General features: G+C 61.1%; 16 protein-coding genes and 1 pseudogene. 15 read left to right on the top strand and 2 right to left on the bottom strand.

The annotated features are described in order from the left end of the window. The first annotated feature begins 38 nt into the window (after positions 1-38). The 13 genes and pseudogenes from E3T29_RS06545 to E3T29_RS06485 all read left to right on the top strand — a co-directional run bounded on the left by E3T29_RS06545 (position 39) and on the right by E3T29_RS06485 (position 15,207). A complete protein-coding gene (locus E3T29_RS06545; protein WP_134344744.1) occupies positions 39-1,379 on the top strand; it encodes a sugar ABC transporter substrate-binding protein in 1,341 nt (446 codons plus the stop codon). Between the two features lie 164 nt (positions 1,380-1,543). Next, a pseudogene (rpsF, locus tag E3T29_RS19960) lies at positions 1,544-1,912 on the top strand (30S ribosomal protein S6); the annotation flags it as partial. Positions 1,913-2,158: 246 nt separating this feature from the next. Next, positions 2,159-2,677: a single-stranded DNA-binding protein gene (locus E3T29_RS06535; protein WP_092338335.1), complete on the top strand. Its 519-nt coding sequence runs from the start codon at positions 2,159-2,161 to the stop codon at positions 2,675-2,677. A 48-nt stretch (positions 2,678-2,725) separates the two neighbouring features. Next, a complete protein-coding gene (rpsR, locus tag E3T29_RS06530) occupies positions 2,726-2,989 on the top strand; it encodes a 30S ribosomal protein S18 (RefSeq protein WP_035835236.1) in 264 nt (87 codons plus the stop codon). A gap of 9 nt (positions 2,990-2,998) precedes the next feature. After that, complete coding sequence (gene rplI / locus E3T29_RS06525; RefSeq protein WP_092110565.1) at positions 2,999-3,448, top strand: 50S ribosomal protein L9; 450 nt, start codon at positions 2,999-3,001, stop codon at positions 3,446-3,448. Positions 3,449-3,904: 456 nt separating this feature from the next. Next, entirely contained in the window at positions 3,905-5,332 is a 1,428-nt protein-coding gene (dnaB, locus tag E3T29_RS06520; RefSeq protein WP_104089998.1) for a replicative DNA helicase, read from the top strand. Positions 5,333-5,778: 446 nt separating this feature from the next. Continuing rightward, positions 5,779-8,328 (top strand): class I SAM-dependent DNA methyltransferase, encoded by a 2,550-nt coding sequence (locus tag E3T29_RS06515; RefSeq protein ID WP_241987678.1) that lies wholly within the window; start codon positions 5,779-5,781, stop codon positions 8,326-8,328. Further along, positions 8,328-9,566, top strand: a complete 1,239-nt coding sequence (locus E3T29_RS06510; RefSeq protein ID WP_134344743.1) for a restriction endonuclease subunit S — start codon at positions 8,328-8,330, stop codon at positions 9,564-9,566. The genes E3T29_RS06515 and E3T29_RS06510 overlap by 1 nt, the downstream gene beginning before the upstream one ends. After that, complete coding sequence (locus E3T29_RS06505) at positions 9,563-10,306, top strand: TIGR02391 family protein (protein ID WP_134344742.1); 744 nt, start codon at positions 9,563-9,565, stop codon at positions 10,304-10,306. Before E3T29_RS06510 ends, E3T29_RS06505 begins: the two co-directional genes overlap by 4 nt. After that, a complete protein-coding gene (locus E3T29_RS06500; protein ID WP_134344741.1) occupies positions 10,303-13,404 on the top strand; it encodes a type I restriction endonuclease subunit R in 3,102 nt (1,033 codons plus the stop codon). Before E3T29_RS06505 ends, E3T29_RS06500 begins: the two co-directional genes overlap by 4 nt. Next, positions 13,391-14,116, top strand: coding sequence for a M48 family metallopeptidase (locus tag E3T29_RS06495; protein WP_134344740.1), 726 nt, complete (start codon positions 13,391-13,393; stop codon positions 14,114-14,116). Before E3T29_RS06500 ends, E3T29_RS06495 begins: the two co-directional genes overlap by 14 nt. 36 nt (positions 14,117-14,152) lie before the next feature. After that, positions 14,153-14,692, top strand: coding sequence for a uracil-DNA glycosylase family protein (locus E3T29_RS06490; RefSeq protein WP_134344739.1), 540 nt, complete (start codon positions 14,153-14,155; stop codon positions 14,690-14,692). 284 nt (positions 14,693-14,976) lie between these two features. Next, positions 14,977-15,207 (top strand): hypothetical protein, encoded by a 231-nt coding sequence (locus E3T29_RS06485; RefSeq protein ID WP_134344738.1) that lies wholly within the window; start codon positions 14,977-14,979, stop codon positions 15,205-15,207. Positions 15,208-16,461: 1,254 nt separating this feature from the next. Here the strand turns inward: E3T29_RS06485 and E3T29_RS06480 are convergent. Next, positions 16,462-16,719, bottom strand: a complete 258-nt coding sequence (locus E3T29_RS06480) for a hypothetical protein (protein WP_134344737.1) — start codon at positions 16,717-16,719, stop codon at positions 16,462-16,464. A gap of 224 nt (positions 16,720-16,943) precedes the next feature. Then, positions 16,944-18,023: a hypothetical protein gene (locus tag E3T29_RS06475; protein WP_134344736.1), complete on the bottom strand. Its 1,080-nt coding sequence runs from the start codon at positions 18,021-18,023 to the stop codon at positions 16,944-16,946. A 440-nt stretch (positions 18,024-18,463) separates the two neighbouring features. On the opposite strand from E3T29_RS06475, the gene E3T29_RS06470 reads away from it, so the two are divergent. Beyond that, positions 18,464-19,423 carry a TnsA-like heteromeric transposase endonuclease subunit gene (locus E3T29_RS06470; protein WP_166792342.1) on the top strand — a complete coding sequence of 320 codons (960 nt, stop codon included), beginning with the start codon at positions 18,464-18,466 and terminating at the stop codon, positions 19,421-19,423. A gap of 77 nt (positions 19,424-19,500) precedes the next feature. Then, a complete protein-coding gene (locus E3T29_RS06465; RefSeq protein WP_166792341.1) occupies positions 19,501-21,582 on the top strand; it encodes a Mu transposase C-terminal domain-containing protein in 2,082 nt (693 codons plus the stop codon).

The raw sequence follows: 21,582 nt of genomic DNA, 5'->3' as shown, positions 1-21,582 counted from the left end.
TTCACTGGGGAAGGTTCGATCCGTCAATAAAGGACATCATGGCCAAGCGTTCCACCATTATTGCTGCCGGCATTGCCGGAGTGTTGCTCGTCATTGCCGGGGCCGTCACGGCCCTGAACTTCTCTAGCTCCGAATCATCCAGCGATGCCACCACCGTGACCGTGCGTCTCTGGGACGAACAGGTCGCGGCCGCCTACGACAAGTCGTTCTCCGCCTTCGAACGGGACAACCCCGACATCCAGGTCGACGTCGAAATCGTGCCGTGGGACGACTATTTCGAGAAGCTTCGCACCGACGTCGCCGGTGCTGGGGCGCCCGACGTCTTCTGGGTCGACGGTGGCAGCTACCCCGCCTACGCCGACGCGGGGGCGCTGCTCGACATTACGACGGCCCTGCCAGCGGATGCCCAGGCCGGCTGGTCCGCACCCGTCGTCGCCCAGTACACCAGGGACGCCACGCTGTGGGGAGTGCCGCAGCTGGCCGACCCCGGCATTGCGGTGTATTACAACGCTGACCTGCTCGGTGATGCCGGCCTGACCGCCGACGACGTGTCCGCACTCACCTGGGATCCCACCGGTGACAACGACACCCTCATTGGCGTGCTGCAGAAACTCACCAAGGACTACAACGGGAACACGGCCGACAGTGCCGAGTTCGACGGTTCCAACCTCAGCCAATATGGCTACAACGCCGGCTACGACCTGCAGGCGATGGTGCTGAATTACCTGGCCTCCAATGGTGCCCAGTTTCAGGACGAGTCCAACCAGTATGCCTTCGCGTCCGACGCCGGCATCGCTTCGTTCCAGTACCTGGTCGATCTCATGAACAAGTGGCAGGTCGCTCCGTCGGCCGCCGATACGAACACCAACGGCGACTTCAGCCGCGAGCAGTTTCTGCAGGGCAAGATGGCCCTGTTTCAGAGTGGTGTCTACAACCTCGCCAACGTGAGCGCCGGGGCGAACTTTGATTGGGGCGTTGTTCGCCTGCCCAGCGGCCCGGCCGGTGCGATCAGCGGTGTCGATGGCATCGCGGCCGCCGGTAATGCGGCATCCCAGCATCCGGCCGAAACGCAGCGGGTCTTGGAATGGCTCGGGAGTGCCGCCGGATCAGAATTCATCGGGGCATCCGGTGCGGCGTCTCCGGCCGTGCTGGCCGCGCAGCCGGCCTACGCGGCCTATTGGGCTTCGGAGAATGTCGACATCAGCCCGTTCTACGACGTGCTGGCCGCTGGAACGGCCCCGGCACCGCGGGGAGCCGGTTGGCCGGCCGCCGAAAACGCCATGCGGCCGCTGCTAGACGAGGTATTTATCGGCCGCACGCCAGTGGACTCCGGTGTCCGTGCCGCCCAGAATGCCGCTAATGCCACTCAGACCGGGTAGGTCGACCCAACGACGGGCAGGTCGACTGGCGTATGCGCGCGGCATCCGGTAGTCTGGGCAGGCTGCCTGCGTGCCGGATTCCCGGCCTCCGCCTCCAGCACATGCACAACCCTCCTGTTGCAGAAATTCTGCAGCCGTTTTAGTCCGAAGGAGGTGGGTTAGTCATGCATCAGTACGAACTTATGGTTATCCTCGATCCCGAGATCGATGAGCGCACCGTAGCTCCCAGCCTTGACAAGTTCCTCAACGTTGTTCGCAACGATGGTGGCAGCATTGACAAGGTTGATGTCTGGGGTCGTCGTCGTCTCGCTTACGAGATCAACAAGAAGACCGAAGGCATTTATGCCGTTGTTGACTTCACCGCGAACGCCTCAGCCACGGTCGAGCTCGACCGTCAGCTGAAGCTGTCCGAGGCCGTCATGCGCACCAAGGTGCTCCGCGCCGAAGAGGGCATCGCCCAGGTCGTCGTCGCCACCAAGCTGGCCGCAGAGAAGGCTGCTCGCAAGGCTGCCAACCCGAAGGTCATCGCTGCCAAGGCTGACGCTGCTGCTGCAGCCGCTGCCGCTCCGGCCGCCAAGGTCGCCGCTGCTGCCAAGCCTGTCGTAGCAGAAGCCGTCGTTGCAGAGGCTCCGGCCGCTGCTGCGAAGGCCGATGCTGCTGCTCCGGTTGCTGCTGCCTCCACCGCGGTTCCCGCCGCGAAGGTTGCCGCTGCCAAGCCTGCTGCTGCCAAGGCGACTCCTGCTCCGGCCGCTGCCGACAAGGCAAGCGACAAGTAGCCCATGGCTGGCGAGACCGTAATCACCGTGGTGGGCAACCTCACCAGCGATCCGGAACTGCGTTACACGCAGAACGGGCTGGCGGTTGCCAACTTCACCATCGCTTCCACTCCGCGTACGTTCGATCGTGCGGCCAACGAGTGGAAAGATGGCGACGCGCTGTTCCTGCGTGCGAGCGTTTGGCGTGAATTCGCCGAGCACGTTGCAGGTTCACTGACCAAGGGGTCGCGTGTCATCGCTTCCGGGCGTCTCAAGCAGCGTTCGTATGAGACAAAGGAAGGTGAAAAGCGCACGAGCATGGAGCTCGAGATCGACGAAATTGGTCCATCGCTGCGCTACGCCACCGCTTCCCTCACTCGTGCGCAGTCCTCCGGCCCTCGCAGTGGTGCACCCGCTGCCGGTGGCCAGGGCAACGATGAGCCATGGGCACCCAGCGCCCCCGCCAAGACTGCTGCGCCAGCAGCATCTGGTGGGGACGTCTGGAACAGCCCAGGCAACTTCAGCGACGAGACCCCCTTCTAAGCTCGCCTAGCGCGTAGCTAACACCTCTTTTTAGAAAGTAAGGAAATCATGGCTGGAAAGTCGAGCGGCGACCGCCGCAAGCCGCTTCGCGGAGCTAAGGGTGGCAAGAACGCTGCTCCCGCGAAGTCGATTCGGGTTGGTGTCATTGATTACAAAGACGTCCCCACCCTGCGCAAGTTCATCTCCGAGCGTGGAAAGATCCGCGCCCGCCGCATCACAGGCGTTTCCGTTCAGGAACAGCGCCTCATCGCCCGTGCCGTCAAGAACGCCCGCGAAATGGCCTTGCTGCCCTACGCAGGCTCAGGCCGGTAAGGAAACCAAATGTCGAAATTGATTCTGACGCATGAGGTCTCCGGCCTCGGTGCACCCGGCGACGTCGTAGACGTCAAGAACGGGTTTGCTCGTAACTACCTCGTTCCCAAGGGCTTCGCTGTGGCGTGGACCCGCGGTGGCGAGAAGCAGATCGAGCAGATCAAGGCAGCCCGCGCTGCGCGCGAGCACGCCACCTTCGAAGAGGCTGAGGCGCTCAAGGTCAAACTTGAGAACACCAAGGTCACCCTGGTCGTCAAGGCCGGCGCCGGCGGACGCCTGTTTGGTTCGGTCAAGACCACGGATGTGGCTAACGCCGTTGCAGCCGCAGGTCTCGGCACGGTCGACAAGCGCAAGATCGAACTCACCGCCATCAAGCTGACCGGTGAGCACACGGCAACGGTTCGTCTTCGTGACGAGCTCAGCGCCACGATCACTCTCGTGGTCGTCGCTGCCAAGTAGCATCGCACCTCGGCAGGCCGGGCTTTTTGGCCGTTAGCCTGTACCACTCCCATAGCGGGGGGTTCCGTAAGGAATCCTCCGCTATGGGGCGTTAAGAGCCACTTTTGGGGCATTGACCCACCGCTTTTGTGCACAGGTGAGCATTCCTATCGGCAAGGTTCAAGGGTTGATTGAGGCTACTTTATTCACACCCATGTGCAGAACTTAAACTCCTGATCAACCAGCAGTTATTTGCAAATATTTAAAATCTGTCCACAAGTGAGTGCACAGGTTCTGCACAATCTCCACGGCGTTTCGCGCAGATTTTCCACAGAGTTATCCACAGGGGTGTTTGTGGGTCGTGCTACCGGCTCCTTAGGGTGATCCAGTAGCGGAATCTGGCTCGGGCTGGGTGAGTGCGTCCCGTGTCGGTGGGTCCTGATACACCTAGAGTCACGACAGAGAAAGAGGTACCGAGTGTCGATCGCCCATTTGGGCCTGGCCAACCAGCCAGCGTCAAACGAGTACGGTTCGTCGACCGGTGGTGGGCAGGGCCGTCTGGAGCGGCCCGCTGAAGCGTGGAAGTCGGAGCGGGCGCTGCCCCACGACCTTCTCGCCGAGCAGAGCGCCCTCGGGGGCATGATGCTCAGCAAGGACGCCGTCGCTGACGTCGTCGAAACCGTGCGGGGCGGAGACTTCTACATCCCCAAGCACGAGATCATCTTCGACGCGATTCTCTCCCTCTACGCCCAGGGCGAGCCGACCGACGTCATCACGGTCACCGATGAGCTCACCAAGGTCGGTGAACTTTCCCGTGCCGGTGGCGCGGACTACCTGCACACCCTGACGAGCCTGGTGCCCACCGCTGCCAACGCGGGGTTCTACTCCACCATCGTCGCCGAACGCGCGCTGCTGCGCCGTCTGGTGGAAGCTGGTACGCGCATCGCGCAGATGGGCTACGCCGCGGAGGGTGAGGTGCTCGACCTCGTCAACACGGCTCAGGCCGAAATCTATGCCGTCACCGGGGGTACCCAGACCGAGGACTACGTTCCGCTCACCGACGCTGTGACGGCGGCCATCGAAGAAATCGAGGCCGCCAAGCTCAAAGACGGCCAGATGAGCGGCGTACCCACCGGCTTCGCCGACCTCGACGAACTCACCAACGGGTTCCATGGTGGCCAGCTCATCATCGTGGCCGCGCGTCCGGCACTGGGTAAGTCCACCCTCGCCCTCGACTTCGCGCGGTCGGCCTCGATCCACCACAACATGCCGAGCATTTTCTTCTCCCTCGAAATGGGGCGCAGTGAAATTGCCATGCGCCTGCTCGCGGCGGAGGCATCCGTTCCCTTGCAGAGCATGCGCAAGGGCACCGTCGAGGCCCGCGACTGGACCACTATTGCGGCCACGCGCGGTCGCATCAACGACGCACCGCTCTACATCGACGACAGCCCGAACATGACCCTGGTCGAGATCCGGGCCAAGTGTCGCCGGCTCAAGCAGCGCGTCGGGCTCAAGATGGTCATCATCGACTACCTGCAGCTGATGACCAGCGGCAAAAAAGTCGAGTCGCGACAGCAAGAGGTCAGTGAGTTCTCCCGAGCGCTCAAGCTGCTTGCCAAAGAACTGCAGGTTCCGGTTATTGCGCTGTCCCAGCTCAACCGAGGTCCGGAGCAGCGCGCCGACAAGATGCCGGCCATCTCCGACCTTCGTGAGTCGGGTTCGCTCGAGCAGGACGCCGACATGGTGATTTTGCTGCACCGGGAGAGTGCCTACGAGAAGGACAACCCGCGCGCCGGTGAGGCCGACCTCATCGTGGCCAAGCACCGTAACGGCCCCACCCGCACCGTCACCGTTGCCTTCCACGGCCACTACTCCCGGTTCGCTGACATGGTGGCCGGCGGGTAGCTGTGAACGTGCCAGACAAAGTGTCGCCTGTCCAAATAAAGTGTCGCCGCTTGCTCGGGGCGACACTTTATTTGGCAGAACGGATCTGCGACCGATGACGGCCAGCAACCTTTGACGCCTTACGAGGTGGTGCACGATGCACAGAGAGCCCACATGAGGCATGTCGCCGTGCTCGACTCGGGGAAGTGGTTGAACGGGGTCACCGTCTGTGTGAGTCACCCAGCTGGATCGCTCGATCGAGCTTGGACGTTGGTGAGCGGGCGAATGGTCCACTAGCGACGGGACGGGCCTCCTCGATCCTCAGCGCCCGCGAGGAACCTTGTTGTGAGGTGCCAGCGTCCAATCAGATTCGTTTAGCCCGCAGATGCACAGCGGCCCACGCTCCCGCGCGGCCCTGGTGTTAGGGGTCGTCATTCTCAGCCGATAGCGTGAGACACGCACCCACCATGAATAAGTCGCGCCTGAGCGCGGAGGAGAACACCACAGATGAGCAAGCGGCAGGCACGAGCTACCACCAACTTCAGCGCGAAAACGGTGGTGTGACGATGGCGCTGAAAAAGTCGGACCTCTATAGCTCCCTTTGGGCCGGAGCAGACGAGCTCCGCGGCGGCATGGACGCCAGCCAGTACAAGGACTACGTCCTCACGCTACTCTTCGTGAAGTTCGTATCAGACAAGGCCAAAGCCGATCAGTACGCCGATGTTGAGGTGCCAGAGGGCGGCTCGTTTGATGACCTTGTCGCGCTGAGGGGCACGCCGGACATCGGTGAGCAGGTCAATGTGGCCATTCGTAAGCTTGCCGATGCCAATGACCTGCAGGGCGTCATCAATAACGCAGACTTCGACGACCCGGACAAGCTCGGCAAGGGTAAGGAACTCGTCGACCGACTCACCAAGTTGATTGGGATCTTCCAGGATCTCGACTTCACCGGTTCTCGCGCCGAGGGCGATGACCTGATGGGCGATGCTTACGAATACCTGATGCGGCACTTCGCCAGCGAGTCGGGCAAGAGCAAGGGCCAGTTCTATACACCCGCGGAAGTCTCACGAGTGATGGCCGCGCTCATTGGCATCAAATCGAACACGCCGAAGTCGGCGACGGTCTACGACCCGACCTGCGGGTCTGGTTCGCTGCTGCTCAAGGTGGCAGATGCCGCACCGAACGGCCTGACCATTTACGGCCAGGAGAAAGACAACGCGACTCGAGCTCTCGCGGTGATGAACATGGTGCTGCACGGCAACGCCACGGCCGAGATTCGCCAAGGTGACACAATCTCCAGTCCGCAGTTCCTCAGGGGCAATGAACTCCAGACCTTCGACTACCTCGTGGCTAACCCGCCGTTCAGCGTTAAGTCCTGGAACAACGGCCTCGAGAACGAATACGGACGCTTCGACGGCTACGGCCGCCCGCCGGAGAAGAACGGCGACTACGCCTTCCTGCTCCATATGATCAAGAGCCTCAGAAGCACAGGCAAGGGCGCGGTCATCCTGCCGCACGGTGTGCTCTTCCGCGGCAACTCCGAGGCCATTATCCGTAGGCAGCTGGTCAAGCGCGGTTACATCAAGGGGATCATCGGCCTGCCGGCCAACCTCTTTTATGGCACTGGTATCCCTGCCTGCATCATCGTGCTGGACAAGGAGAACGCGCAGGCGCGCACCGGAATCTTCATGATCGACGCCAGCAAGGGCTTTACCAAGGACGGGAACAAGAACCGTCTGCGCCCGCGCGACATGCACCAGATCATCGACGTCTTCAACAGGCAAATCGAGGTTGAGCGCTACTCGCACATGGTGCCACTCAGCGATATCGCTAGTCCGAAGAACGAGTACAACCTCAACATCTCGCGCTACATCGATAGCTCGCAGCCCGAGGACATCCAGGATCTGCACGCCCACCTCAAGGGCGGTGTCCCGGACCGCGACCTCGATGACCTCCAGCCCTACTGGGAAGCGTTCCCGAGCCTGCGCTCGGCACTCTTCAAACCGCTCCGGGATAGCTACAGCGAGCTGGTCGTCGACAAGAGGGCCATCCAGAGCACGATCACGGGCACGGCGGAATACGAAGCATTCCTTGGCGGCAACAATGAGGCTGTGAAGGACTGGTGGATGACCCATAGGGCGCTGCTCCTTAGGATCACGAGCACCACTCGCCCTTCCGATCTGATCGCAGAGCTCGGTGACACCCTGCTTGAAGCCTTCCGTTCGCGCCCGCTCATCGACGAATACGGCGTCTACGAGCAGCTCATGGGCTACTGGAACGACGTCATGCACGACGACGTTGCGCTGATCATGGGCGAGGGGTGGGACCGCGCGGCCAAGCCCCGGTCGGCGCGGGTCCTCGGATACGACAAGAACAAGAAGCCGAAGTTTGAGCCAGGGCATATTGCGTTCGGCGCTGGCGTCAAGGCTCAGCGCTGGGTTATGGACCTAATACCCCCGGAGATCATCGTTGCAAGGCACTATTTCAGAGAGCAGGCTGACCTCGACGTCCTCAACGCAGCAGTCGAGACGGCAATCCAGGACACCGAGGAGTACGTCGAGGAGAATGCGGTCGAAGAAGGTTTGTTGTTCGATGCGACCGACGAAGACGGCAAGGTGACGAATAAGACAGCCACAGATCGCCAGCGAGCAGCCAGGGTCGAAGGCGCTGACCGCGAGGAGGTCAACGCGCTTGCTCACGTCATCGGCCTTTTCAAAGCGGAATTGGCCGCGAAGAACGCAGCCAAGCGTGCCAAGGTCGATCTTGATGAGTTGACGCTGAAGCATTATGCCGGTCTCAGCACCGCAGACATTCAGAGTCTCGTCATCGATGGCAAGTGGGGCGGCCGTGTTGCGGCTGGCGTCCAAGCTGAGCTTGACGTCCTAATTCGCCAACTTGTGCACCGTTTGACAGAGCTGAGCAATCGTTACGAAGAAACCGTAGACGAGCTGGACGCCAGGATTGCTCAGTTGACCGCGAACGTCTCTGAGCACCTTGCCGCCATGGGAGTCAAGTAATGTTCGCGCAGGAGACTAACCTCGGCGAGATCATCAAGGCCACCGGGGGTTCGGTTCGGACGGGCCCATTTGGGACTGCGCTTGCCGCATCCGAGTACACCCCCGATGGTGCGCCTGTAATTTCAGTTGGCGAGGTCAGGGTCGGATCGTTCCGAATCACGGAAGAAACCCGACGAGTTCCTACGAGTGTCACGCGGCGTATGCCCGAGTACCTTCTCAAGGCGGGCGACATAGTCTTTGGCCGGAAAGGAGCCGTCGACCGGTCAGCGCTTGTGCGCGAATCAGAGGAAGGTTACTTCCTCGGTTCTGATGGGATCAGGCTTCGACTCGGCACTGGAATCGATGCCGCGTATGTCGCATATTGGCTGCAGACGGCTCGAGCACGTGGCTGGCTGATTCGGCAGTCAGTGGGAACCACCATGCTCACCCTGACTCAGCCCGTTCTCGAGTCGCTCCCAGTCCGACTTCCCGACATCAAAATGCAGGGCGCCGTCGCGCGGCTTCTGCAGGAAGCTGACCAACTCATCGAGGCGTACGAAAGGGCGATTTCGAAGAAGCTCGCGATCAAGCAAGGCACGATGCAGGAACTGTTGGTTGGTCGGTCGCGGCTTCCTGGCTTTGCGGGTGAGTGGGCGACACGGAGGGTAGCGACGTTCGGAACATTCCTGCGGGGGCGTGGAATCAAGCGCGACGATGTTCGCACGTCTGGGATTCCCTGTATCCGCTACGGCGAGCTCTACACGACCTATGCGGACTACACCGCAACAACGGTGTCGTTCGTGGAGCCATCGGTTGCAGCAACGGCACTTCCGATTCGCTCGGGTGACATTCTGTTCGCGGGCTCAGGTGAGACAAAGACGGAAATCGGCACGAGCATGGCCTTCATGGGCGATGTCCCGACGGTCGCGGGCGGCGACATTATCGTGTTGCGGGGAAGCGATTACGATCCGGTCTACATGGCGTCGCTCCTGAACACGCCAGAGTTTGCGAATCAGAAGGCGGGGGGTGGCCAGGGCGATGCTGTAGTGCACATCAACTGGCGCGTGCTCGCTGGACTCGAAGTCACTGTGCCGCCGCTTTCCGAACAATATGCAATTGCCAAAGTCCTCCGAGACGCCGACTCTGAGATCGCAGCTCTGACCAATCGTCTTGAAGCAACACGCGCTATCAAACAAGGCATGATGCAGGAGCTCCTGACAGGTCGTGGGCGGCTCGTGCCAAAGGAGCTCGTGGCATGAGTGGCATTAACATCGGGTGGGCCATTGCCCAACTTGACGGCTTCATCGTTGCGACGAGGGTGACATACGTTCCATCGCCGCCCAATTCCATTGGTTTTCACCGATACACGACTGCTCAGTCCGAGGTCGAGATCGTCAAGCAAGCGCAAATCGTGGAGCAGATTCTCGACCGGGTCGTACCCGGCTGGCGGAAACTCGACGTCGACGCGAACCGCAAGAAGTGGGCAGTGCATCACGAGGCTTCGATCCGTGCCAAGGAGGCCTTGGAGCGCGCCGACGAGGTCCGCACGAATCTCGGCGACAACGCGCCAGAGATCTCGGCTTCCAATCTGCATCCGTGGATCTGGAGCGGTGCGGCCTCACTGTGGCAGTCGGGGCATTACCACTCGGCCGTGGGGGATGCAGCAAAGAAGGTCAACGCCGAAACGCAGAACAAGGTTGGTCGTCGTGACCTGAGCGAGACCAAGCTCTTCCAGGAAGCGTTCAGCGACAAAACTGCCGAACCGGGGAAGCCACGCCTGCGTCGGATTCCTCCAGACGGTAGTAACACCTACAGGTCCGTCCAGCGCGGTGCCATGGCGCTGGCCGAAGGCATCTTTGCCGGCATCCGCAATCCGCTTAGCCACGAGGCGGACCGGGAGCTCGACGAGCAGGTGGCACTTGAGTACCTGGCAGCGCTCAGCGTGCTCGCGCGCTGGGTGGAGGAATCAACAGTGGAGCGCACAGGAGACACAGTATGAGCAATGTCGGACAGCTCGAACGTAAGACGCAGAACCGCGTCGTCAAGTTTTTTCAGGAGACCCTCGGCTACGCCTATGGCGGCGACTGGGCGGACCGCGCAGGCAACACGAACATCGAGGCCACCTACCTCCGCAGCAACCTGCTGGCTCGCGGTTACGACGCGGAGATCGCCGGCAAGGCGATCAGTGAGGTCGTCAAGGTCGCATCGGTGGGTGGAGCCCGCACGCTGTACGAGGCCAATCGCGAGGTTTACGGCCTGCTTAGGTATGGCGTAAAGGTCAAGCGTGGCGTGGGCGACCATTTTGAGACCGTCTGGCTCGTCGACTGGAGCAACCCGGAGGCCAATCACTTCGTCGTGGCTCAGGAGGTCGCGATAGCCGGGGAACACAACAAGCGCCCTGACGTCGTGATCTACGTCAACGGTCTGGCGCTCGGCGTCATCGAGTTCAAGCGCTCGAAGATCAGCGTGTCGGAGGGTATCCGCCAGAACATTGGCAACCAAAGCGCCCACTTTATCCGGCCGTTCTTCTCGACGGTACAGTTCGTGTTCGCGGGCAACGATGTTGAGGGCCTGCGGTATGGGGTTATTGAGACCCCGGAGAGGTACTGGCTGCAGTGGAAGGAACCTGAGGACAATAACATCGGCGCTGATGTAACCGAACCGCTAGACAGGGCGGTCCTGCAAATGTGCTCGAAGGACCGCTTCCTCGAGCTGATCCACGACTTCATGGTGTTCGACGCGGGCTGGAAAAAGACCGCCCGGCACAACCAGTTCTTCGGCGTGAAGGCAGCTCAGACCCGCATCGCCAGCCGCGAGGGCGGCATCATTTGGCACACCCAGGGCTCGGGGAAAAGCTTGGTGATGGTGTGGCTGGCCAAATGGATCCGCGAGCACGAGCCTGAGTCACGCGTCCTCATCGTCACCGACCGCACAGAGCTGGACGAGCAGATCGAGAAGGTCTTCGGTGGGGTCAACGAGAGCATTTACCGCACAACCTCTGGTGTCGATCTGCTGACTCAAATGAACAAGCACGATCCCTGGCTGATCTGCTCCCTCGTCCATAAGTTCCGCGGGAGCGACGACGACAAGGATGTCGATGGGGATAGTGAGGCCTTCATCGCTGAACTGCGCTCGGGAGTCCCCACCGGGTTCGCTCCGAAGGGCAACCTATTCGTCTTCGTCGACGAGGCGCACCGCACCCAGGCGGGCAAGATGCACCGGGCCATGAAGGAGTTGCTTCCCGCGGCGATGTTCATCGGTTTCACGGGCACGCCGCTACTTAAGGCGGATAAAGCGACCAGTATCGAGGCGTTTGGCTCGTTCATTCATACCTACAAGTTCGACGAGGCCGTTGACGACGGCGTGGTGCTCGATCTGCGCTATGAGGCGCGCTATATCGAGCAAGATCTGACCAGCCCGGCGAAGGTGGACAAGTGGTTTGAAGCCAAGACCAAGGGTCTCACCGACCTCAGCAAAGCTCGCCTGAGGAAAAAGTGGGGCACTATGCAGAAGGTTGTGTCCGCGGAGCCCCGAGCCAAGCAGCTAGTCCAGGACATCCTGCTGGACATGGAGACCGAGCCGCGTCTCGTGAGCGGCCGGGGAAACGCAATGCTCGTCGGCGATAGCATCTATCAGGCGTGCAAGTTCTACGAGATGTTCGTCAATGCCGGCTTCAAGGACAAGGTCGCCATTGTCACGAGCTACGTCCCCAGCCCGAGCGACATCTCCAAGGAAGACTCCGGCGCGGGAGCCACTGAGAAGCTACGCCAGTACGGGATTTACCGGAGAATGTTGGCCGACTTCTTCGGAGTACCTGCCGACGAGGCTGTGGGCCGGATTGAGGAGTTCGAGAAGGAAGTCAAGCGCCGCTTCATCGAGGAGCCGGGCCAGATGCGACTACTCATCGTGGTCGACAAACTCCTGACTGGATTTGATGCGCCGAGTGCGACGTACCTGTACATCGACAAGAAGATGAGTGACCACGGTCTGTTTCAGGCTATCTGCCGGGTCAACCGTCTTGACGGTGACGACAAGACTTACGGCTACATCATCGACTACCGGGACCTCTTCAACTCGCTGGAATCCGCCATCACCGACTACACCTCAGGCGCCCTCGAGGGGTACGAAGAGAAGGACGTCGAGGGTCTGCTCAAGGATCGCGTCAAGCAGGGTCGACAGGATCTTGAGGAGGCGCTCGAGAAGATCCGCGCGCTGGTCGAGGCAGTCGCGCCACCCAAGGGGACGTTGGAGTACCAGTACTACTTCGTGGCATCAGTGCCGGGCGACGCTGCGCAGATTAAGGCTAACGAGATCAAGCGCATTGAGCTCTACAAGGCCGTCTCTGGCTTGGTGCGCGCCTACACGGCGCTGGCCAATGACATGGACACCGCGAAATACTCGCCTGCAGAGGCAGCAGCGATCAAGAACGAGGTGGCGCACTTCGTAGCTGTGCGCGACGAGGTGGAGCTCGGCGCTGGCGAGAACATCGATATGAAGCAGTTTGAGGCGGGCATGCGCGCTTTGCTCGACACCTATATCCAGGCGGATCCGTCTGAGGTAGTTGCCACCTTCGAGAAGGGGCTGGTCGATCTCATAGTCGAGCGGGGCGAGGATGCGCTTGCTTCTCTGCCGGCGGGGCTCCGCAAGAACCCTCGAGCTGCGGCGGAGACAATCGTCAACAACGTCCGCAAGACGATCGTGGACGAGCGCGCAATGAACCCGCGTTATTACGACGAAATGTCCGAGCTGCTCGACGCACTGATCGAACAGCGCCGGCAGGACGCTCTCGACTACAAGTCCTACTTGCAGAAGCTGCTCGACTTCGCGGCCAAGGTCGGCAAGAAGGAGTCCGACACGGTCTATCCGGAGTGGGCAAAGTCCGGTGCCCAGCGAGCGTTGGTGGACTTCGGCTGGTCTGATCCAAATCTTGCGGTCGTCATCGACTACACCGTGATGAATCAGAAGGAGCATGGCTGGGTCGGAAATCGTATGAAGGAGCGAGCGCTCGCCCGCGAGCTTCGCCGCACGCTTCCTGACGGCTTCGACCGCTTCGAGGACCTGTTCGAACTGGTGAAGGCCCGTGATGAGTACCGCTAGCGCCTACCTCACTGTCGCCGGAATCGGGATCGATGTCGTCTACAAAGACATCAAGAACATGCACATTTCTGTGTATCCGCCGCTCGGACGCGTACGGGTTGCTGCACCGCATCGTCTCAGTGAGGATGCGATCCGCCTCGCCATCGTGCAACGCCTACGGTGGATCAAGAGGCAACGCGAGCAGCTTCGAGGTGCCGACCGTCAGACCGACCGTCAGATGGCCTCCGGTGAGACCCACTACGTCTGGGGCCAGCGTCTCCGCCTCGACTCATCCCGCCACGGAAGATCAAAGGTTAGCGTTGCCGGCACGACGCTGTGGGTGACCACCCCTGCTGACTACAGAGAGGACCAGCGCAGGGCGTTGCTCAACCGCTGGTACCGAGAGCAGCTCAAGGCTGCCGTTCCGCCACTGCTAGAAAAATGGCAACCTATTGTCGGCGAGGAAGTACAGAACTTCGTTGTGCGCCGTATGAAGACTAAGTGGGGAACCTGCCAAGCCAGTTCCCGTGCCATCTGGCTCAACCCCGAGCTCGCGAAGAAGAACCCGCGCTGCCTCGAGTACATCGTGGTTCACGAACTGACGCACCTCATCGAGCGCACCCACAATGAACACTTCGTCGAACTCATGGACCGGCACATGCCCGACTGGCAGGTCCGTCGCGATGAACTGAACGAAGCGCCGTTGGCCAGCGAGGTGTGGGATGCGAAGTAGCCAACTGTCAAAGTGTGCGGGCGGCAGGCCAGCCCCGTGACCGACCTCATCGGGTATCAGGAGTGTGTCGAGTGGATGGGCGCTGAGGTGCTCACACTGGCCGAAGTCTGGCCCGCCACTCCGCGGGCCGTCATAGTCGGAATCAATCCCTCACTGACGAGCGTTATGGCGGGGCAGTATTTTCAAGGGCAGGGTGCGCGCGGTCGAATCATGATGCTGGTCAAAGAAGGCCTGATGAAGCTAAACGATGGCGAGCGTCATTTCGAGCGAGCCGCTCTTGCGGCCGATATCGGGTTTGCAGATCTCGTACGACGGCCGACCCCAAGCGCAGCGGACCTGTCCCACAGCGAGATTGCGTACGGCAGAGCGCAGTTCGAAACGAAGATGGCTGCGCATGAGGTTCCGCTCGTCATCGCGATTTATGCTCCGCCCGTCCAAGCGCTATTGGGAACAAAGGCACAGCCGGGCTACCAAAGCGAACTAACGTCATGGGGTGCTCGCGTATTTAACCTTCCTCGCCCTTACTTGAAATCCGAGTTGGCCGCAGAGGTCATGGCAACGCTTCGTCTTGAGTAGCAGCCTGGATCCCTGCACAGAAGGCGCCCAGATGACCCGCGCGGAGCATCAGCCCGTTCTAGTCGCCACCGCAGGGCGCGTGCCGCCGACACCTAACGATCGCGTTCGCATGTTTGGGTCCTCGGTGGCCGGCTACGAGGCTATGAGCGCTACGTTTCCTCTCTCCGAGTCGTTCGTCATCGGTGTGACGAGAGATTCGGCGGACTGCTGGCTCCACGTCATGCACTTGGCGCTTCTGCACAAGTATTTCTACGGTGCAGACCAGCTCAACCTCGCCAGAAAGTATGGTCGAGCTCATCGTTGACGAACAACCCAATCAGCGCGACCACGTTGCTGGGCTTCGCGAAGATATCGGCTATCTAGCGAAACGCACCCACTCGATTTATAACCTCGGTGGGAAGCGCCTCGAGGCGAAGCCGGCGTTGCGATCGATGATCTATGCGGTCGGCACTTGCACGGGGACTGCGACCGCTGGCTTCGAACCCAAGCAACGCCGTCAGTCTTCACTGAGATGACGTTGACGTCCTGGCGCAGGGGTGCGCAACACGCGCTTTGTTTGGTGTCAGAGTCGCTCGAGTTTGGACTGGAACAGGGCTCGATGGTTCTTGAGTAGCGGGTGGGCCAGCGCGAGTGCCGGCAGCCGTCCGCTGGATCTACGACAGAACCCCCGGGGATATGCCTCCTGACCGTGAGCACCGAACCTCCCCGCGTTCGGGGAAAGCCACGTCTCGGGCAGAATGCGCCGGGTGTGCGATGTTAATAGAATTCATACAAGTTAATAGAGATTCACAAGCACGCTTGGAGCCCGCTCTTGACCAACATCTCGCACAAACCCGAGTGCTTGATAAAGTTATCGGCTGGCCCGTGCGCTGATAAAGTTACCAAGCCCCGAGCGATGCTCTCAACAGCTCGTTCGGCCCCCGCATCCGACACCATCGCAGAGGTTTTGGCGGGCCACAGTGACAGGCTAAGCCACTGGCCCAACGTCACCTGAGCGCTTGATCACGTTCGGTGACTCGCTGTGCGAATGTATTCGCGAACAGCTGATTTCCGACTGGCCTAGGATCTTACGCCGCTCCTGCCTCACCTGAGCGACCCGACATCCCACCAAGCCGGCGATGACCTCGAGCGATGGAACCGTTTCTTTGCGCCAACGTGGCTCGAGTGGGTCGCGGCTTACCGACTCACAGTGCCCGCGACCGAGTTGATGACGACCGAAGCTATCACCGACGTGATTGCCAGGCTGGCCGTCCTTGCGCCGAAGTTCATGCGCTTGGTCGGTTTCGACCGGCAATGGGAACAGACGTAGAGAGTGTCTGGTGGCTGCACGACTTTGCGTGGTGACGTGCGGTCCAACTAGACAATTGACAATGAGCGTGCCTGACGGACTACTCATCGCTTGAGCACCGTAGGGATAAGAGCGAACAGCAACGGGTGGTTACCCGCACAGCGCTCACACCGCTGGAAGGCCGCGCGGGTTCGCGCTAACCGGCTCCGGTGCAATCCGTGAGCGCGGAATCGTGGATTAGCCGACCCGCGAAATTGATCCGTGGTCCGAACACGATGCAATGGGCCAAAGAGTCGTTGACCGATAGCCGGCGGCCAAGTCATGGAGCGAATGAGAATCGTGCTAACAGTTCCATTGGCTAACGGGTCGCCTACAGGACCGTTCTGGCGGTGGCGTTCATGGGATTTGGTGCATCGAAGCGCAAGGCCGCGCGGCCTTCCGGCCATCGTCCAGCGGATGGCCAAACGCTGAGAAGGCATGCTCAGGTTGGCCCGCCGTCGGCAGAATCGTGTTCGTCGGCAGCCACCCAGCCACGGACTGTGGACTTCGGCTGTCCCACTCTGTCCGCGATCTCGTCGATGGATACCCCGTTCAGATACGCCACGCGCGCCAGGTGGCTCCGCTGCTGAGCCCACCGCCGTGTCCGCGCCTCAGCGTCCAGCACCACCTCGTTGGCGCCCAGCACTCCGTCCAGCAGCAAATCATGCACTTCCGACATCGCTCGTCCCTTCTTCATCATTGCCAGCTGGGGAAAGGCATGACAAAATTCCAGCAGGGACGAGCCTGGGTCACGTTTTAGCCGAACACGACCTGTCACACTGCGAGGCGTCTTGTAGGGACACCTCGTCGACACCGGACCGGAGCGGCGCCAACCGCGTTAGTCCCGGCGCGCCGTGCAGCGACACTGGTGTGTGCAGGTTACATCCGTGCCAGTGACCCGAGCAATACTTTGGAAGTTCTTGGTCAGGAGTGGTGCGTGTACGCCCGAGCCCACTCGCGAAGGCCTGCCGCCTGACTCTGATTAGCTTGCGCCCCGTGCGTTAGTTCCCACGCGGTGACGAGTGGATCGGTGCGCCCTTCATTGCCCCACGCGGCCGCTGTGCTGTAGACAGTTGGATCCGCTGGCTGAACGAGCTGCACAGTGGCGTCAATCTGTGGGCAACGGGTGTACCGCATCTCCGTCAGCGACGAAGTAATGTACCGGCTGAATATGGTTACCGGACCTCGGAAGTCCACGAGGGGTTGTTCCCCGAGCCCGACCACGGGAGTGTGATCAGTGCCTCGAAGTGGCGCGGGCACTGCCTCGAAACCGGACAGGAGGATCCGCGCCGCCTTTCTGCCGTGGTTCAAGGCGACGGCCGCGTCGCCCGCCACTTTCCTTAGATCATTCAACTGACTGGTGCGTTTACGGTCGCTACGCCATGCGATTCGGATACCGCCCGGACCCGTATAAACGGATTTGTGCCAATCCCAGAGCCGGTCAAAGTTGCTGACCTCCCAACCGCCGGCGACTTGCTCTACCGAGCCGATCGGGAGTTGCCGCAATAACACGCTGACATGGGGCTGGCTAACACCGATCGTGCGAGCAAGCGAGGATCCTAAGGACGCGCCCCTGAGCTGCGCGCGCGAGCGGGGCGCGCCTTGAAACAGGGGAGTCGATGTCGATAATAGGACGCGAGCTAATGCGCATAGTCTGAAGTTCGGCCGAGATGGTTCTTCCACTTGCTCGGGCCACGTACGGCCAGCGACTGAACACAGGCGGTCCCGAACAGCGACGAAGGCGACGTCCCCAGTCTCAGCCGCCTGCCACAAAGCATCGCTCGCTCGCTCCACGAGATAGAGCAGGAGGTCGCCCCTCTGGGCGGCGACTTCAAGGTCCGACAGCACGCGCTCAGAGTCCTCGACCCGCTTCGTCACAACGATTTTGTACCGGAGCGCCCTCGATCCCAGCCTGCCAATCAGCACGCGCTCACCGTCGCCCCCGACGACCTCGACGCCGCTGTCGAGCAAGATATCGAACGCCGTGCCCAAATCGAGGCTCATGCAAGAACGGTATAGGCCACAACGTAATACCCGCAATAGACCTTTACTGAGAATCTATCTCAACGGGCCATGCAAATCGAAAACTGGGAACGGGACACCGGTCCGTTTTTTGCTCAGCAACGAGTAGGAACCGGATGGGAGTTATCTATGCCGTGGTTTGCTTCTGGACGGCACCTGCGGCGGTCAAATTCGCCGGGTTCTGGAGAGAGATATGGGTGCCTCCCTCCCACCGCTACATTGCTGGATAGAAGCCGTGTCGATTTCCCTCAACTTCGGCGGCGACATATGTCGATCAACACAACGCCCCGCCAGCGAGAATGTTCACCTCGCCGCGGGGATGCATCGTCAAGCGTTCACATCGGAAGAAGGTCGTCATGCATGGTCACGAACGCACGGAGATGTCACCCGTGAAGTCCGATCGTCTTCGCCGCTCCAACCCAATGCATGTAGAACTTGCCGACTCGCGCGATGTCGGAGCGGCCATGCAGTCACCGGCTGCCGCCATCTCCTGGGAAAACGCCATTACCGCCGGTAAATCCGCCGGCCGCACCCCGCACGAACTCAAAGACGCCTTGGAGGCGCTGCGCGCCGAGATTCAACTCGCCGAGGGCACGCGTGCGCGCCTGTTTCGACCAATCCGGGGTCCAAGAAGAATTCGGCTGCCGGAACGCACGCTAGGCGACAAGGCGGCACGTATCCTGCTATCGCGCGACGGACGGACCGGGTATGCGCGCAGGCTGAATCAGGTCGATCTCAAAGACTTGATCTTCTGCCATCCCATGCGGGATTTCTCCCGGCGTCACGGGCAGGGGAACAAACCGGTTGCCTACTTCAGCCGCACAGTCGGGGACCTCGTCGCCTGCGAATCACAACATGAACGCCGATTCGCCATCCTCGCCGACTGGCACGAGGCCGTGGCGCACATCGCGGCACAACCGTTCACGATCGACTTCCCTCCCGATCACGAACTGGACTCGCACACCCCGGACTTCGCGGTCATCAGCACTAGCGGGGCCGTGGTTGTTGTCAACGTGAAATGGCCGTCCGACGCGGTGGACCCCGATGTCGTGCGGCGTCACGAAATCGTCGAGCGCTTGCTCGCAAGGTCTGGGATGCAGCACGTCGTCTGGTCTGGAGCTCCGCCGGTCATCACCGAAAACCTCGCAAACTTCGCTGCAGCTCGCGTACCTGACACCATGATGCGCGATGCCGCACCGAAGCTGCTCGCAGCGTATCGACCGGGCATCCGAGTCAGGACGCTCCTCGAAGCTGTCGCAGACATGCATCACATCCCCGCCTCGACAGGACTCGTCGTGCTGCGACGGCTGCTTTGGGACCATCAACTCGCGGTCGATATGTCGGCCCTTTTCACCGTCGAAGCCGAGCTGCGGCGTCCATGAGCGACGTTCAATGGATTCGACCTGGCATAGAGCTCGATTGGCAGGGCGAGCGAGCTGTTATCCGGACAGTCGGCGCGATGGTTCTCATCTCGAACCCCGATGGATCGCATGCCACGGAGGTCCCTGCGGCTGAAATCGCGGTTGCCCTCCGCGGTGATGCCCCGCCACCAGATCTAGCGCATTTGCACGACATCGAAGAACGTCTCACTGTGCAGACGCAGTCGCGGTTGAAGGAAGACTCCGACCTGCTTCACATCATGCTCACTGGGCGGCGCGCGGATCAGCCGGACACGGATCGTCCTGGAGCGGATCTGGATCCTGCATTGGTGCCCGAGGGTCTGCGCCGCCGCACATTGGCGAGACTCCTCGCGGAGAAGGCGCGGGACAAAGGCAAACGGAAGGGATTCAACGTCCTTCATCGCAGTGAGATGAGACGTCTGCAGCGCATCATGAAGCGCTGGCGTGATGAGCAGAATCTGCTCGATGGCCGGTACACCCGGCCACGGACATGGCGCACCGACGACGAAGTCGTTGACTCACTGCTGACGTTCATGAACGATCACGCGCTGAAGTCGACAAAGTCGGACTTCGCGCTCGTGCGAGCGTTCCGCATCTTCTGCGCGAAGGAGAAGCCGTCGCTGGTCCTACCGTCGACCAGCACGCTGCGGCGGAGAGTGCAAGAAATGCGCGGCGGCTGGTCGCACCTTGGTGCCAGTGCGAAGAACCGCATCTCCGAGGTCAACGTCCCCAAGTCGTCCGGGACGACCCGACTCGCGACTCGCCCCGGAGAACTGGTTCTGTTCGACACGACAAAGGCGAACGTCTGGGTCAAGGACCCGAGAACTGACCGGGTGTTCCGCCTCGATGTGACCCTCGCAATTGACCTCGCAACCCGGTGCGTCGTGGGACTCGCGATCACGCACACCACCACGAAGTTCGCCATCGGGTTGTGCTTGGCAGATGTACTGCGTCCCAAGACCGCGGCGCTGGCAGCGGAATGGACGAACGAAGATAGCTTGGCGTTCAGTCAACCATTCGTCGGCAGACCCGACGCCTTCGTGTCGTTTTACTCAGCAGCCTTCCACCCTGAAGGCGTCGTGGTCGACAACGGCAAGCAGTATGTGTCGACCTACGTCACCGCGCAGATGGGACGGCTCGGGATCCATTACGAGCCGCAGCGCTCGTACACTCCGACGGACAAGGCACAGGTTGAGCGGGTGTTCCGAACCATCAAGGACATGTTCGAGGCGCTGATGCCGGGTTTCACGGGCGGCTCCGTGCACGAGAAAGGAGAGAACCCGCAGGCTGAGCAGCTGATGTCTCCGGCGGAGTTCGAACGTCGGCTTCGGCAGTGCATCGACTTATACAACCACCGCACGCATCAAGGGCTGGTCCTCCCTGAGGATCCGTTCGCGCGACTCAGCCCGTTCACGATGTACGGCATTCTGGCTGAGAAGGTGGGAGCAATTCCAGACATCCAGTACGAGCACGACTGGGTGCGTTTCCTCCCTTCCGTGACCGCGAAGATTTCCCCAAGCAGAGTGCGAGTGAAGCGGCTCAACTACCAGAGCCCGGTTTTGCGGAGGCTACAGGGGGACCCTGTGGTGATGAAGACGGGAAAGCTGCGGATCTTCTACGACCCGTTCGATCTCCGCATCACGTGGTGCTTCGACGCGGAGGGCTCCTTGCACCCACTCCGCTGGCATTACTTGACCGAGCACACTCCGCGATTCGGTGAGTTCCACACGAACCACGTAGTCGAGAAGTTCGCCGACAAGAAGGTCAGCTCACATAGTGCCGAGCGCATCCTCGTGGAGATCTTCGCCGGGAAGTACGACGATGGAGCGCTTGAGGCCATCCGGCACGAAGAACTCGCAGACAACCTCATGCAGGCCCGGGCGGCAAGCTTGACTGACAGCGCCCGCAACTCTCCCCCACAGCAGGAGGCCCTCATCGCGGCGGCCCAGCGCGCGGTGCCTCGGAAGGCACTGCCAAGCCCAGTTCCCCCGATACGCCCAGAGGAACCTCGAAATCTGGTCATGGAGTCGCCCCCGAGCGCTGACTCGCGCGCGGCCGATGCTGTGGCGGAGCAATTGGCCGCAGCGCGTGCCCCTCGAGCTCGACGTGCACTTCAGCCCTACAACCAGAACAGGTTCTGA

The organism is Cryobacterium sp. TMT1-66-1 (genome assembly GCF_004403435.1).
Taxonomy (GTDB): Bacteria; Actinomycetota; Actinomycetes; order Actinomycetales; family Microbacteriaceae; genus Cryobacterium; species Cryobacterium flavum.
The sequence above is the reverse complement of the archived record's forward strand: the minus strand, read 5'-3'. Positions and strand labels throughout refer to the sequence as shown.

Excerpts from the sequence above, each read along its gene's own strand:
- E3T29_RS06545 (WP_134344744.1), top strand. The coding sequence starts at position 39 with ATGGCCAAGCGTTCCACCATTATTGCTGCCGGCATTGCCGGAGTGTTG.
- E3T29_RS06535 (WP_092338335.1), top strand. The coding sequence starts at position 2,159 with ATGGCTGGCGAGACCGTAATCACCGTGGTGGGCAACCTCACCAGCGAT.
- rpsR (WP_035835236.1), top strand. The coding sequence starts at position 2,726 with ATGGCTGGAAAGTCGAGCGGCGACCGCCGCAAGCCGCTTCGCGGAGCT.
- rplI (WP_092110565.1), top strand. The coding sequence starts at position 2,999 with ATGTCGAAATTGATTCTGACGCATGAGGTCTCCGGCCTCGGTGCACCC.
- E3T29_RS06515 (WP_241987678.1), top strand. The coding sequence starts at position 5,779 with ATGAATAAGTCGCGCCTGAGCGCGGAGGAGAACACCACAGATGAGCAA.
- E3T29_RS06510 (WP_134344743.1), top strand. The coding sequence starts at position 8,328 with ATGTTCGCGCAGGAGACTAACCTCGGCGAGATCATCAAGGCCACCGGG.
- E3T29_RS06505 (WP_134344742.1), top strand. The coding sequence starts at position 9,563 with ATGAGTGGCATTAACATCGGGTGGGCCATTGCCCAACTTGACGGCTTC.
- E3T29_RS06500 (WP_134344741.1), top strand. The coding sequence starts at position 10,303 with ATGAGCAATGTCGGACAGCTCGAACGTAAGACGCAGAACCGCGTCGTC.
- E3T29_RS06495 (WP_134344740.1), top strand. The coding sequence starts at position 13,391 with ATGAGTACCGCTAGCGCCTACCTCACTGTCGCCGGAATCGGGATCGAT.
- E3T29_RS06485 (WP_134344738.1), top strand. The coding sequence starts at position 14,977 with ATGGTCGAGCTCATCGTTGACGAACAACCCAATCAGCGCGACCACGTT.
- E3T29_RS06480 (WP_134344737.1), bottom strand. The coding sequence starts at position 16,719 with ATGATGAAGAAGGGACGAGCGATGTCGGAAGTGCATGATTTGCTGCTG.
- E3T29_RS06475 (WP_134344736.1), bottom strand. The coding sequence starts at position 18,023 with ATGAGCCTCGATTTGGGCACGGCGTTCGATATCTTGCTCGACAGCGGC.
- E3T29_RS06470 (WP_166792342.1), top strand. The coding sequence starts at position 18,464 with ATGCATGTAGAACTTGCCGACTCGCGCGATGTCGGAGCGGCCATGCAG.
- E3T29_RS06465 (WP_166792341.1), top strand. The coding sequence starts at position 19,501 with ATGGTTCTCATCTCGAACCCCGATGGATCGCATGCCACGGAGGTCCCT.